Origin of the sequence: Gluconobacter sp. NFX36 (genome assembly GCF_049887835.1) — a bacterium.
Taxonomy (GTDB): Bacteria; Pseudomonadota; Alphaproteobacteria; order Acetobacterales; family Acetobacteraceae; genus Gluconobacter; species Gluconobacter japonicus_A.
The window spans coordinates 21,611-34,738 of the sequence record NZ_JAGEKJ010000020.1; the positions used below are offsets into that span (position 1 = coordinate 21,611).

Sequence of the window (13,128 nt, forward strand, 5' to 3'; positions counted from 1 at the left end):
CCTTGCAGATCAGGTCACAGCGGACCGAAGCGCAGGGAGATCTGCTCGCGCTCACTGGACGACAGACGCGACAGGGCCTCGCGGTGATACGGTGATCCCTGACGGGCCTGACGTGCGACCTGCCACCAGGCATTCTGGTCCGAGCAGGTCACGCCGCGCAGCTGGGTGTCGGCGTGCTCGGGGCCGCAGCCTTCGAGAATGGTCCAGCCCTCGCGATGGGCCTGAACCAGACTGAACTGCTGTGTGGGGGTTGGGCGTGTGAGGGCCATGACGGGCATCGTCTGCTGTCTCCTTTCTGACCCTTTCCGGCGAGCGCGGCGTCGTTCTGGGCGGCAAGGGCGACGCATCAGCGTCGGGACCGCCCGGCCCGCAGCGGCCCGCGAGGACACGGACGGACCCACCCCTTGCGGCACAGGGCGATCCCGTGCTGCCTCCCCTTCTCCCCTCCTTTTCTTTTCTCTCTTTTTCTCTTCTTCTTTTTTCGCCTGCGTGTTCTGCGAACCTGTGCTGTAACAGTCGAAGAAACACGACTTTGTTTCCACGCGATTCAGGGAACTGTTAATCCCTGAGGCAGTAATGATCATAACGACTTGAAGTCATGACCTGTGCACGCCATGTACAGGGCACTTCCACGACCCTGAGGGACATTTATGACTGACCTGACCCATAAACCGGTACTCCCTCATACCGATCTTCTGCCACTCACCGCCGACATCGTGGCGGCTTATCTGTCGCAGAACGAGCTTTCCGCCGACCAGCTCCCTGCGCTGATCCGCAGCGTGCACGACGCCCTCGCAACGCCGGCCACGCCCGAACCTGTCGCAGAAGAGGCCCCGACCCCCGCCGTGAACCCGAAGCGGTCCGTGTTTCCGGACTACATCATCTGTCTGGAAGATGGGAAAAAGCTGAAGATGCTCCGCCGTCATCTCAAGACGGCCTACAACATGACGCCGGAAGAGTACCGGGCCCGGTGGGGCCTGCCGAAGGAGTATCCGATGGTGGCGCCCAGCTACTCGGAGAAGCGGTCATCCCTCGCCCGCGAGATTGGCCTGGGCTCTACGACCCGCGCCTCTGCGCCTCAGGTGTTCGTACCGCAGGAAGAGGAGCTTCCTCCCGTGAAGAAGCTTCCCGAGAAACGTCGCGGCCGTCCGGCCCGCGCCTGAGACTAGAGCGGCCCTTCCCCGGTGCCGAAGGCCCCGGCCGGGAGGATCCAGTCCTCGGTCAGAACCGTCTGCAACGGACGGTCTGACAGGCAGGCGGCGACCAGATCAGGCCGCGACCTGGCTTCCTGATACACCGTCCCCTCGGACGACAGCTGTTCGAGCCCTCTGTCACGTTTGATCGTGCAGCCGAAGTCCTTTTTATAGTTCACCAGCCTCGCAAACCGGTTCGCATCCATCCATTTCAGGGTGGCGAACTGGTCTGCATTGCCGAAAATGCAGAACGCGCAGGACAGGCGTGAAAATCCGACCTGATAGGGAAAGGCGGGCATGACGCGCCAACGCCTGAGAATGTCCCAGACCTCCGCCTCGGACCAGGCATGCACTGGTCGAAAGTGATCGACATGTCGACGGCGTCGGCTCCCGCTTCTCGTGTCAGTCCGATGGGGCTCAAAGGCGGCATAGCGGGCCCGTGCGGGGCTCTCTTCGGCGCGCTCGCCCGTGACCATCAGGGTACGGCGGTTGAGGAACCTGTCCTATCCGCGCAAGGCGCGATCGGCCACATCAACCCTGAGGCTCGCCGAGCACCAGCGCACGGACAGGCTGGCAGAGATCTGGGAAAACGCAGGCGTGTCCCCTCTGGCCCCTGCCCTCCTGCTTTGATGACTCCATCTGGTGTTTCGAAGACAACCGGAGCAGTGGGCGCAGCGTCCCGCAGTATTTCGCGCTCGAAGCCCCCCTCGCGCAAGGACCGATAGAGCGGCAGGCTGAAGTCCCGCGCGAGGGTTGCGACGTATGGGCCTGTGGAGGGCCAGTCCATGAAGGACCGCCCTGCCCCATCCACCTCGTGATGCCAGAGCTCGATGCGTTCTTCCGGAGCCCCGGCTTCCAGCAGCGCAAGCAGACAGGCCGTGCCGTCCTTGCCTCCGGACACGGCGACAATGATGCTGTCATAGGACGCGAGCTCCGAGCTCATGATGTCCACCGGCTGATAGGAGCACCTGTCCGCACCGAGCGGCACATCAGAGCCTGGGCGATCGGGCGTTCCCGGAGCAGCAGCGGCTTCTCATGGCAACCGTCCCAGGTCAGGCCGTCGCACCGTTTGAGCAGCCTCCTCTGGACGGCCGCTTCGTCGCGACAGGCGCACACGCGTTCATTGCCACCGGAGCTACGGCGGCAAGGTTCATCCGCAGGAGCGCCGCAACCCGCGCAGGCAATCGTCAGCGCTGGATCGCCCTCTTCCCAATGCATGTTACAGCGGCGACAGGTTGTGGGCTCCTGGGTATCCGTCCAACGCATTGGAGGCCGGCCACGAGGTGTTGGGACATAGAGGAACTGGTAGCGTTGCATGATGCTCGATCCATCTCTGGTTCTTCAAACATCATCGCGACGGTCAGGCAGACGACCGGGGTGCAACAGTGCCGCGCAGCGGCAGGGTCGGCGTCACCCGGACCCACGCACAGGCGGCGCAGCCGGCGAGCATGGGGAGGACAGACGGCGACCCACCTGTTGCAGCACGGGCGGCTGACTGGCAGCGGCCTTCTTCTAGTCCTTTTATGTTTTTCCGGTCTTTCTATTTCTATTGCTTACGCGAACTGGAGCGGATCGAGTTGATGCAACGTTGCATCATACTTATCTCAACCTGGGCTGATGCAACGTTGCATCAGCCGAACTGGCCTATCCGACAATTTTGGTAAGCGCCTCGTATAGTGACCGCAGCGCGGCAATCTCGGCTTTGCTGAACTCAGTGTTATTATTCCCGGCCTCGCTAAGCATTTCTATGATTTTTGGCGCAGTTTTGCTGATATTAAGCTGCCGTCGAGTAACAGTCCGAGGACTCATTGCCTTTTCCATATGAGGTTCGGCAGTTGCTACATGCTTGTTTAGAGCCGCGACGGTGAGTTCACCCGCTAACGCCTTTCTCATAAGACCTTCGCGATCCGCCATATCATCCACGCGCGCAATGCCCACAAGCACATTCATGGGTACAGCGGCTTTTCCTGCTAAATCGAGAAACTCATCTGGAAGACTTAGGACGCGTATTGCTCTGCTTATTCGCGCTTGATCCATTCCCAGTTCCTTGGCGGCCTGCCGCTGAGACCAATTATTGTGGTCCAATAAGTTTTTTATCCCACGAGCCTCCTCGGCGGGGCTCAGATCCACCCGCATCAGGTTCTCCATAAGCGCCGCCGACGCCGAGTTACCTTCGTGAGGAATTGCCAAAATAGATGTCCAGCCAGCCAGCTTGGCTGCACGCCAGCGCCTTTCACCTGCAACAACAATCCACATGTCCCGGTGGGCTGGGTCTTGCCGCAAGAGGATAGGTTGGAGCTGACCTTGCGCCTTAAGCGATTCAGCAAGGTCATTTATTCCAGCTTCATCGAAACTGCGTCTCGGCTGATTGGGGTCAGGAGAGATTGCGTCAATCGCGGCTTCAAATGAGTGTCTGAACTTGCCTTCACCCAAAAACGGCGCGTCAATCTGATTCATGATTTCAGAATGAGTTTGAGAAAAAGCAGAAGGGGGACGCTGCTTGAAAGGCCGCTTCATGAAGCATCTCCTTCAAAAGATTCTAGACCAAGGGCAGATGCAGCGTGAATGAAGGAGCGTCGGCCTGCAATAGCTTCCGCAAGCCGAACATAGACTTTGACAGCAGGGCTTCGAGGGGCTGCCTCAACTGGAATTTTGGATGCCCAGGCTGCGTTGCTGAACGACGTACTAGATGGAACTGGTTCCAGAACGGGCGCTCGATTACCCATTACATTGATCAGGTGCTCGACGATTCCAACGTCCACATACTGGTTCTGCACAAATTGTGTCGGCAACACTCCTCCCAAACGTAACCGCGGATTGCTCCGGCGGTTTACTTTGGTGATGGTATCAAGGATCAGGTTAACGCCCATCACGTCATATGGCTCTGTTCTGACTGGGACAAACACTGTGTTGGATGCGGCTAAAGCCATCCAAGTAAGAAAACCAAGGTGCGGAGGTGAGTCTAAAATAATAAACTCGTATTCATCTTGTACCTGAAAAATCGCATCCTTTAGCAAACCTTCTGTGCCAGGCTCGCGGCGGATATCGACTTCTGCGAGATCAATATGACTAGGACAGAAATCGACTGGAATTTCCACGTCAGTCCCTTCGACAATACCTTTTTTTACAATGCATTTGGCTATTTCCGCATCTTTAAGTAAAGCGTGAGCCAGCGTTCTACCTTGCCGATATAGTGGCACTATATGCATGCCAAGCAAGGCTGAAGTCGCGCTTGCTTGAGGATCCACGTCTATCAGAAGAACGCGATATCCCATTTTTGAAAGAGCGACTGCTACATTGAGAGCGCTGGTGGTCTTTCCGACGCCGCCTTTCTGGTTCGCAAAAGTTATGACGGTGGTTTGACGTTTCTCCCCATGCAGCAGTGCCTCTAACTCTGCAGTTACTTCGATAGGGAGGGGTTGTTTGCCGTTTTCCCACCGAGAAACCGTGTGCCGATCGTAACTCCTGCATAAACGCAGGTTCAGAACATCCTTCAGTTGGCTTTGTGACAAGCCTAGCTGTTCTCTGATTTCTTTGAGCGTTGGCATCGTGTGAGTCTCCGTACCGAAAGGGTGACATCAACAATCAACACTCAACATCAACAAGTCAACATCAACAGAGGAAATTGAGAAATTTTTTGCTTGAACAGTAGCTGATGCAACGTTGCATCAATCAGGGTAGGCGCTTTTGCCGTGGACTTTTGGTGCATGAGCTACCCGCCCGAAATTATACGTCTCTATCGCATTTTCTTTGGTAACCGTCTTGAAACCGGGCTTGCACTCGGGGAGAGAGTGACACCGTCTTCGTCGATACCGACTTTCGCTTCTGGATAAATTGCTAGTGCGATTTGCAACGCATCTCTGAAGCGTATTTTGAAGTTTCGCATATGAGTATAGCTAGCACCAAATTGGACTTTCAGTGCGGGCCAAGATACCTTCTGGACAGTAACTCTTTCGTGCAATCGATATACAAGCCAGAAATAGATATCGAGAGCCTGCGAGTTGTTAGAGATTGCCCGAATAGCAGATTCTTGGAGCGGAACAGGGTGACGTTTCAGCTGATCGAAAAAGCTCTCAGAAAGACGAACAGTTTCCAAAAGTGCACCATCGTGTTCGTCGGTGAATAATGCTGTATCGACTATGTTCTGGTTTATAAGGCCAATTTTATTGCCGTCTTTAATTTCGAACGTCATTCGACACCGCGAAATTCTAGTAGCTTGTTCCTTAACGTCTCTCATCGATTTTCCTCCAATAGGGACGTTAAGCCGTGTCAGCCAGCTTCTGAGCGATTTTCCTAATTCAATTTCGCGACTATTTGTTTTGATTGCTTCTGTTTGCAAAAATAGAAGGATTAATCTTGCTCTAGAGCCGTATGGCACGCCAATTCGAGCTGGTACTCCATCGCGTTTTACGGAACCCGGCTCTACCATCAGGCGAACGTAGCTGGTTTCGAGGAGCCATATTTGGTCGTCGTCTAGACGACGGTGAGGCAGGCCGGTCTGGCACCACCCTGAATATAAAAATCCTAGAGAAGGATCTTCGTCGCTCAAAAATTCTAGAGCTGCGTCCACGGCCCGCCGTTCTGCGTCGCTTGAAGTAAGATCAAGCGCGCCTTGGCGACCATAGGCCTCAATACGTTTATGTATATCGCTCATAAGGTGACGGTAGACGAAGTTACGGGTGGTTGTCTCCGTGGACTTTTGGTGCACCTTCGATTGCATTAGTGATCGCGTTTCGAAATCTAAGGTACGAAATTAACTGCGGACTTTTGTTGCGCAACAACTAGGGATTATTAGTAGATATATATTAGTATGTGCACCAAGATCCCACGGGATAACTTTCGATAATGAGGAGAAACTCTCATCCCCTGTTTGCCTTGTCGAAACAAGAGTCCACACGGATGCACCAAAAGTCCACGAGGATTTGGGGAAAACGTTTTAAAACCGGGTCCGCCCAGGATGCTTGGTCATGGCATCCTCAACCTCGATATATTTCTCGACCACACCGAAGGTCTGATGGCGGGAGAAGCGCTTGAGCGAAACCAGATCAGTGCCATCCCGCGCGCCTGTCGTGATCGCTCCGCGTCGCAGGCTGTGCCCGCTGAAATCCCCGGTCAGTCCCGCATCCGTGCACCGCTTCTGGATGATCCGGGCCACAGACCGGTCAGACAGCGCCTCAGTGCCCATAGACGGCGGGGTAGGGGGCTGACCAACCTCGACAGCAGGCGGGAGCCACACGCGCCGGAAAACAGGTCCCTTGGCGTCGTTTAGTCTGGCCGCGCGTAGCCAGGCCTCGTAAGCGCGGACCGGGCAGAGACCGGTAATCCCCCTCGGGATTGCCACCTCCACACCCTGACTGGTGCGATCGCCCTTTGAGCGGTCTAGCCGGATCCGCATCCCGTCATCATCCAGCGCCACGTTCTCCAGGCACAGCGCCGCCACTTCGGACCGTCGCAGCGCGCCGGCAAAGCCGAGCAGAAGAATGGCCTTGTCGCGGACGCCCACGAGCTCGGTCGTATCGATCTGTTCAATGACTTCGCTCAGCAGATCCCAGGTCAGCCCCTTGACCTGACGGGATGCGTTTCCCGTCGACGTCCTGCGAATGCCCGCAACAGTTTCGGAGACCAGAGCATGGGAGGTCGGGACGGGAACCTGGGCGATATGGTGCAGATAGCGCAGTGCGGCGCGGTGCAGGTCGACCGTCGCGGGTCGCTTCTTCTGCAGCGCAAGATCAGCCAGGTAGGCGGCAACATCCTCGCTGCGGGCGGGCAGGGCAGGGAGTCCATGTCCTGCCGCCCATGCACACCAGGAGCGCACGGCCGAGCGGTAGGTCCTGCGTGTGTTCATTGCCTTCGCGGCCCGGGAGTAGGTCTTCGAGGCTCGCTCCGCCGTGACCAGCGTCCCGTCATAGTCGGGCAGGGCCTCGTCGGTCAGGGCATCGAACCACTGCAGGACGGCGGAAGACTGCTGACCCAGAGGAGAGGCCAGAGGAACCAGCGTGACGGCCGGAGAGCCCGTTTTGCGCCGCTTGGCCGCTTTCGGCTTGAACCAGGCCACGAAGACAGGATCGGGCTCGAGATCCAGAGCGATCGCCAGATCGTGCCCGGAGGGCAGGGTGGTCACATGGGCACTGGCGATCGCCAATGCATCTTCAGCCGTTTCCACAGTGGTGGACAGGACCGTGTCTTCAGCAAATTCGTTGTGGCGGTATTCGATGCCGCGAATGACCAGACACAGGCGAGGGGAGAAGCGACCGGTCGACAGGAGTACAACAGAGTTTTCCAGACTGCCGGCAGGAAGCTGTTGCCGGGTCTTCCGATCCAGTCGGTCCAGGAGGACCTCACGGGCTGCCTCAGCCGAGCCTGCAATGTGAATATGGCTGAGCATGGAAGCCTCCGTGAAATCTGCACCTACGCCTTCTGATAACACAAAGCCCGGGTCAGAGCAGGGCGCCCAAAACGGCTCAGCGTGCGGGTGTGGACTTTTGCTGCAATGCGTATGCAAGCTGGTGAGGGAGCGCACCGCTGTCACCGAGGAATAGAAAGTCTGTGCTGACGCCAGGCGCCAATTTCAGACGATACAGCGCATAAGGCGAGGGTTAGCTGTCTCCGGCCATCCAGTTCCGAAGCATCTGCTTTGAAACACCCATGACAGTGGCGGCATCAACATAGGGCAGGGGAAGGGCATCAAGAACTTGCCGCAGCCGTTGACCGACATGTCGTTGATGATCGGGCTGAGGTTCGAGAGACGGATTCATAACCGCAAGCTTATGCCGTTCCACCTTAATCTGCCAGTGAACAAAGGAACAAACACTGTCCAACACCGTCTGGAAATGTGTTAACGAAGACTGAATGCCGATCCGACCGGAACTGAAGCCGCTTTACCCGTCAAACTGGCCTGAACTGAGCCGACAGGTGAGGTTTGAGCGGGCAGGGGGCATCTGTCAGCGCTGCGGTCGGCCGCATGGGCATTACCTTCAGGTGCTGCCGGATGGCCGATGGAAGCATCCGGACACGGGACACTGGTTCAACGGTCGGGGCAGACGGGTCTCACCTCCGGACCTGATCGAGCTTCTGCAGGTGCGCCAGACGAAGGTGTCGCTGGCGGCGGCGCATCTGAATCATGACCCCACCAGCAACCGGCTTCGCAATCTGCGCGCGCTTTGTCAGCGCTGCCATCTGCTGCATGACCGGATGTATCATCTGGCGCAACGACGCCTGACTTTGCGACGGCGCCTGGCACTCGGGGATCTGTTCGAAGGGCTTTATCGGACCGGGATCACAGGCCTGGGACTATAGACACCCTGATCGGCGTGTGATCCGACGTTCTGAGCGTCAGATCAGGCCGCGGTTTCGATCGTGACGTTCGCGCTCGCGAGGCGAGGGAACCGGCGGATTACGCCTTCTGCGCTCTCTGCATGAACAAGGTGTGTGTCGTGTCCTGCCTTGAGGAAGGTCTCCAGAGGCGCATCGTCGCGAACACGGTGACCGAGACCGTGGGTGGTCCGGTCCGACCCCAGTCTTTATTGTCCCCGACGCAATGCCGTCATCAAAGGGAAGAAGACGCTGTGACTGATCCGAATAACTCCTGCCGGATAGTGTCTGAAGACGACACGGACAGGCAGCCTCTCAGCGCGCTTCTTCTGGAAATCGTCGATGCCGTTCCGGCTTTCAAAGGCAGCGACTTGACGCCGCCACGTCCGAGAAAGCTGATCGTGAACGTCCTCTGGCTCGGTTCCGGCCTGACTCTGATAGCGGTGCTTTTAACGCTGCGACATGTCGCTTTCGCAGTTCTGCTTGCCTATCTCGTTTTTAACCTAAGTCTGGCTCTCTATCTCATTGGCAGTACCGCGATGGCAATCAAAGGAGAACTGAAGACCCTCCAAAAGGAGAGCATCATCCGTGCTGGTCAAATGCTTTCGAGTGATCTTGCAATGCTCGAACGGTTGAAGCTGTATCCTCAGGAAGAGCTATCCCTGGCGCGCAAAGCTTGTGAGAGATCTTACGATGGCTATCTGGAACGGCTCTCTCTTCTGAAGTTTCCCGCCCTCCTCAAGCTGGTCCCACTCGCAACGGGCGTGGGGCTCACAGGATTACTCACCTCTGGTCCCACGCATGGACCCACGATCATGCGTGGGGCTGGTCTTCTTGCGATTATGATTTGTCTGTGCGGCGCCCTGATCGTCTGGATGGTGGAATTTTCCCTGAAGTCCAAACGCCAGAGACACCAGCGGCTACTGGATTTGCTGGACGAAGGCATTGAGGCCTGCAAACGTGATGAAGATGCTACTCCGGCGTAGAACGCAGCAAAGAGGGGGTGCTAGCCGCTAATGAGTCTAGAAACTTGACGGCCTGTGCCTCGAGCAGTGTGCGTCGGAATGAACGCCAACACGCACACCACTATGTTTAGCCGGTGATGTTACCCGACCTCTATCGACCACCGATCAGATGTTCGATGTGCGTGACGTGCCCGGCCCTGACGCCAATGCGGCTCTGCGCCTGCTGCACGAATTTCCGGTTCAGCTCGTGGGCCAGTGTCTCTCCGTCCTTGATGGGCACAACACTGTAGGTTCTGATGGCCCAGGAAATGTCGCACTGCCAGTCGGTATGACGGCTGCGCGTATGCCACTGCTTCATGGCCTGGTCTCCGCACCGGGCTGCCTCGGAGCGGCTCCAGCCATTCACCTCTGCCATCCAGGCCAAAACGGCATCCTGTCTGCCCTCGGTCATGGTTTTTCCCCAATGACGCACGCCATGGCAGTCAGGGCAGAGGGAAATCACCCCTTTGAGGGTCTGGATCCGACGCTCGTCGTCATACGCCCACCCTTCGTCAGCCTCGACCGGCCATTGAGGTCCTCGTCCTCCGCATACCCGGCAACGGGACCCGGATCGCGCATAGGCATCCTTCCGGATCCGGTTCCAGTCTTCGGGCGCCAGGAAGGCGCGCAGATTAAAGCCCCACAGAGCCTGCGGCACCATCCACGGACGGATGTAAGGAGGCTTGCGATCCGGCCTATACCGGTAAGGGACGAAAGGCAGGAGAGCGTCGAGCTTGTCCCGCTGTGCCATCCAGCACTTTTGCTCCCCGTTGAACGTGGCACCGCCCCGCGCTGCCTCCTTACGGCGCTCAAACGGGACGCACAGAGGAATAAGTGTCGTCAAGGCAGTCACCATAAAAGATGCGGCCACGCGGCCGTCGTGGAAAGAGAAGGTCTCGAGGCGCTCGGGATATAATCCGTCAATGCTGGCGGGACGACCCCGGATCATTTTGCCGGCTCGGGGCTGCGCTCGTGTTTCCCTCAGTTACGCCCGCAGAACTGTCCTTCGGTCCCTGTCTTTCTAACGAGACTATGCGACTGCCCGCCTCCGCCATAAGACGCTTTACGCGCGACGGCTAAAGCTCCACCATGCTCCATCGTGTTCATCAGCGTTCTCCGTTCAAAATGTCAGCTTCGGGTCGGGCATCTGCCCTGTGACGGACCCTAGCTGGACGATTTGTGAGTGCAGACCGGGAGAGCCCGATTTCTGTGGCACTGCCTGCCTCGGCGTAGTAATGTATCTACATCAAAAGCAGGAGGCTCCCGAGGTGACTGTCACTACATTTTCCAGTCGTGAGTTCAATCAGGATACGTCCCGGGCCAAAAAGGCTGCCGTTGAGGGGCCTGTCTTCATCACCGATCGCGGCAAGCCGGCCCATGTTCTGTTAAGCATTGAGGACTATCGTCGGCTGACGCACCAGCCGCGCAAGATCGCGGATGCACTTGCTTTGCCTGGCGCGGAAGATATCGAGTTCGATCCGGCGCCCATGACCCTTGGCCTTCGTCCCGCGGACTTGGGCTGATGTTCCTGCTGGACACGAACGTTGTTTCCGAATTGCGAAAAGTGCGAGCGGGCAGGGCGGATCCCAATGTCGCCAGCTGGGCAGAACAGGTGGAAGCCGAGACCCTGTTCCTGTCTGCCATTACGGTCATGGAGCTGGATGTCGGCGTCATGCGGATCGAGCGCAGGGATTCTGTCCAGGGAAGCGTTCTACGGAACTGGCTGGAGAACTATGTGCTCCCGGAATTTTCGAAGCGGGTGCTTTCCGTCGATCTGGCGGTCGCCCGCCGCTGCGCTCAACTGCACGTTCCGGATCCGGGTTCAGAGCGCGATACCCTCATCGCCGCGACCGGCCTGGTGCATGGCCTGACTGTCGTGACACGGAACACGCATGACTTCCGGCATTCCGGAGTGCCACTCCTCGACCCATGGAAAGCACCGCATGACTGATACCCGGTAAGCCTGCAGCCTGGACGATTGTGAAGCCCTGTTCGTAAAGGGACTGAGGCAGTTCGTGGACGCCTGAGCGTATATCGATGCCGCACTCCCGGACGAAACGGGAGAAGCCCGCTGGATCGTAACGATGCATCGTCTTGCAGCGAGCGCCGCCGAGGCAGCGGAGAACCTTGAAAATTCGTCCGCAAATGAGATTGCCCTATGGGCAGATGAGACAATGAAAGTCAGCTATGGGGGGGGCGCAGAAAGTCTGCTTTCGGGAAGGGGTGACCGAAGGTAGCCATTCGCAGGGATTGACACGGAGGGCGGATCGACGTTTTATTTTGACCGTCCGTCCGGATTTTCGGGGCGGATGTCGTATGCGTTAACGTGAAACAACGCACAGAAACCGCAGCTTTAGGGTTGGCGGACTGTGCGTCTGCGTATCTAGCAGCCGATGGTCTGTCAGCCAGAGGAAAAGGATACGCAGATGAGTATTTTAGATCGTAGTAATGCGCCGGAAATCCAGCGGGTTCGTCATGAACTCCGTCAGCGCATTTTGACTGTGGCTTCAGTCCAAAATCTTACTCCGCATATGATCCGGATCACGCTTACCGGTCCAGATTTAGAGGGGTTCGTCAGCCTGTCTCCAGACGACCACATTAAGGTATTTATTACGAGTTTGGACGGTATGTCTACGCGCCGAGATTATACGCCGCGTCGATACGATCCACTGGCTGGAACGTTGCTTGTGGACTTTGTGAAGCATGAGGGAGGGCCAGCGACCGCATGGGCATGCTCGGCCAAGCCTGGTGATCAGCTACAGATCGCTGGTCCGCGTGGCTCTCAGGTCGTTACTGGACAAATTGATCGATGGTTGTTGATCGGCGATGAAACCGCATTGCCCGCTATTGGCCGCCGGGTTGAGGAGCTTTCTGCCGGCGTCTCGGTGACGAGCGTTGTGGCGGTTCCGGAGGAGGGCGACGAACAGGTTTTTGCGACTGCCGCCCATCACGCAGCGTATTGGACCCACCGTTCTCCTGAGGAGGCAAATCAGGCTGATAGTCTGATCGCAATGCTTGGACAAATCGAGATTCTTGATAGTACCTTCGTGTGGATTGCGGCGGAGGCCAATGTGGCAAAGTCTCTTCGTAGGTATCTTCTGGAAGAGCGTAAGGTCGCCCCTCAATGGATCAAGGCGGCGGGGTATTGGGTAAAGGGGCTTGTAGATGCGTCTGTGAAGGATGTCGACGGGAAGCGCTGATGCTAGGTGTTTAGTCCCGTGGTTTGATGGGTTGGATTGATGATGAATTTTTCTGGCTCTGAAGTCCAGATTTTGCAGACGGAGGGATCGAAGAACTGTTTGTTGATGCGATTGTCTGATGATTTTAGTTTTTTGGCGCTTTGATTGAGGGTTTCGGGGGTGACTTTCGCTCTGCGTTTTGAGCAGATCGCGGTCCATCGCCAGTGGGAGGACTACGCGCTCGCGTTCAATCTTTCGAGGAAGAGGAAGCGGCGCATGTTGTAGACAATATTGGCAAGGCCGATCCTCATGGTGGCCCGGGTGATACCGACAGTTCGGACGAACAGACCCATTTGCGATTTCTGATCGGCAAAGACATGCTCGACACGAGATCGGACCACCGACTTTCCAGCATTCGATTTCTGGATATGCCGGGGCATA

The 13,128-nt window shown here is 57.1% G+C and carries 16 protein-coding genes and 2 pseudogenes; 6 read left to right on the forward strand and 12 right to left on the reverse strand.

The window, feature by feature from the left end:
* Nucleotides 1-14: 14 nt before the first annotated feature.
* Nucleotides 15-278 (reverse strand): hypothetical protein, encoded by a 264-nt coding sequence (locus tag J4P41_RS14165; RefSeq protein WP_211497480.1) that lies wholly within the window; start codon nucleotides 276-278, stop codon nucleotides 15-17.
* Nucleotides 279-650: 372 nt separating this feature from the next.
* Between J4P41_RS14165 and J4P41_RS14170 the strand changes: the two genes are divergently transcribed.
* Nucleotides 651-1,163 carry a MucR family transcriptional regulator gene (locus tag J4P41_RS14170; protein WP_426067648.1) on the forward strand — a complete coding sequence of 171 codons (513 nt, stop codon included), beginning with the start codon at nucleotides 651-653 and terminating at the stop codon, nucleotides 1,161-1,163.
* A 2-nt stretch (nucleotides 1,164-1,165) separates the two neighbouring features.
* Here the strand turns inward: J4P41_RS14170 and J4P41_RS14175 are convergent, their stop codons facing one another.
* The 9 genes and pseudogenes from J4P41_RS14175 to J4P41_RS14215 form a co-directional block, all read right to left on the reverse strand.
* Nucleotides 1,166-1,492: a hypothetical protein gene (locus J4P41_RS14175; protein ID WP_426067660.1), complete on the reverse strand. Its 327-nt coding sequence runs from the start codon at nucleotides 1,490-1,492 to the stop codon at nucleotides 1,166-1,168.
* A 6-nt stretch (nucleotides 1,493-1,498) separates the two neighbouring features.
* A pseudogene (locus tag J4P41_RS14180) lies at nucleotides 1,499-1,669 on the reverse strand (phosphoadenosine phosphosulfate reductase family protein); the annotation flags it as partial.
* Complete coding sequence (locus J4P41_RS14185) at nucleotides 1,669-2,136, reverse strand: hypothetical protein (protein ID WP_426067649.1); 468 nt, start codon at nucleotides 2,134-2,136, stop codon at nucleotides 1,669-1,671. The gene J4P41_RS14185 and the pseudogene J4P41_RS14180, both read right to left, overlap by 1 nt.
* On the reverse strand, nucleotides 2,133-2,510 hold the full coding sequence (locus J4P41_RS14190) for a hypothetical protein (protein WP_426067650.1): 378 nt from the start codon (nucleotides 2,508-2,510) through the stop codon (nucleotides 2,133-2,135). Before J4P41_RS14190 ends, J4P41_RS14185 begins: the two co-directional genes overlap by 4 nt.
* A 327-nt stretch (nucleotides 2,511-2,837) precedes the next feature.
* Complete coding sequence (locus tag J4P41_RS14195; RefSeq protein ID WP_426067652.1) at nucleotides 2,838-3,710, reverse strand: ParB/RepB/Spo0J family partition protein; 873 nt, start codon at nucleotides 3,708-3,710, stop codon at nucleotides 2,838-2,840.
* Nucleotides 3,707-4,741 carry an AAA family ATPase gene (locus J4P41_RS14200; protein ID WP_426067653.1) on the reverse strand — a complete coding sequence of 345 codons (1,035 nt, stop codon included), beginning with the start codon at nucleotides 4,739-4,741 and terminating at the stop codon, nucleotides 3,707-3,709. Before J4P41_RS14200 ends, J4P41_RS14195 begins: the two co-directional genes overlap by 4 nt.
* A 188-nt stretch (nucleotides 4,742-4,929) precedes the next feature.
* Entirely contained in the window at nucleotides 4,930-5,847 is a 918-nt protein-coding gene (locus J4P41_RS14205) for a replication protein RepA (protein ID WP_426067654.1), read from the reverse strand.
* Nucleotides 5,848-6,129: 282 nt separating this feature from the next.
* On the reverse strand, nucleotides 6,130-7,578 hold the full coding sequence (locus tag J4P41_RS14210) for a site-specific integrase (protein ID WP_426067655.1): 1,449 nt from the start codon (nucleotides 7,576-7,578) through the stop codon (nucleotides 6,130-6,132).
* A 211-nt stretch (nucleotides 7,579-7,789) separates the two neighbouring features.
* Nucleotides 7,790-7,972 (reverse strand): hypothetical protein, encoded by a 183-nt coding sequence (locus J4P41_RS14215; protein WP_249207924.1) that lies wholly within the window; start codon nucleotides 7,970-7,972, stop codon nucleotides 7,790-7,792.
* 70 nt (nucleotides 7,973-8,042) lie between these two features.
* On the opposite strand from J4P41_RS14215, the gene J4P41_RS14220 reads away from it, so the two are divergent.
* Both J4P41_RS14220 and J4P41_RS14225 read left to right on the forward strand, forming a co-directional pair.
* Nucleotides 8,043-8,489 carry a hypothetical protein gene (locus J4P41_RS14220; protein ID WP_211497486.1) on the forward strand — a complete coding sequence of 149 codons (447 nt, stop codon included), beginning with the start codon at nucleotides 8,043-8,045 and terminating at the stop codon, nucleotides 8,487-8,489.
* Between the two features lie 119 nt (nucleotides 8,490-8,608).
* A complete protein-coding gene (locus J4P41_RS14225) occupies nucleotides 8,609-9,490 on the forward strand; it encodes a hypothetical protein (protein ID WP_426067656.1) in 882 nt (293 codons plus the stop codon).
* Between the two features lie 130 nt (nucleotides 9,491-9,620).
* Here the strand turns inward: J4P41_RS14225 and J4P41_RS14230 are convergent, their stop codons facing one another.
* A complete protein-coding gene (locus J4P41_RS14230; RefSeq protein ID WP_426067659.1) occupies nucleotides 9,621-10,361 on the reverse strand; it encodes a hypothetical protein in 741 nt (246 codons plus the stop codon).
* A 415-nt stretch (nucleotides 10,362-10,776) separates the two neighbouring features.
* On the opposite strand from J4P41_RS14230, the gene J4P41_RS14235 reads away from it, so the two are divergent.
* The 3 genes from J4P41_RS14235 to J4P41_RS14245 all read left to right on the forward strand — a co-directional run bounded on the left by J4P41_RS14235 (nucleotide 10,777) and on the right by J4P41_RS14245 (nucleotide 12,708).
* Nucleotides 10,777-11,031 (forward strand): type II toxin-antitoxin system Phd/YefM family antitoxin, encoded by a 255-nt coding sequence (locus tag J4P41_RS14235; RefSeq protein ID WP_282860924.1) that lies wholly within the window; start codon nucleotides 10,777-10,779, stop codon nucleotides 11,029-11,031.
* A complete protein-coding gene (locus J4P41_RS14240; protein ID WP_426067657.1) occupies nucleotides 11,031-11,459 on the forward strand; it encodes a type II toxin-antitoxin system VapC family toxin in 429 nt (142 codons plus the stop codon). Before J4P41_RS14235 ends, J4P41_RS14240 begins: the two co-directional genes overlap by 1 nt.
* Before the next feature lie 475 nt (nucleotides 11,460-11,934).
* The gene (locus tag J4P41_RS14245) at nucleotides 11,935-12,708 is read left to right on the forward strand and encodes a siderophore-interacting protein (protein ID WP_426067658.1); all 774 of its coding nucleotides are present in this window, start codon (nucleotides 11,935-11,937) and stop codon (nucleotides 12,706-12,708) included.
* Between the two features lie 212 nt (nucleotides 12,709-12,920).
* Here the strand turns inward: J4P41_RS14245 and J4P41_RS14250 are convergent.
* A pseudogene (locus J4P41_RS14250) lies at nucleotides 12,921-13,128 on the reverse strand (IS5/IS1182 family transposase); the annotation flags it as partial.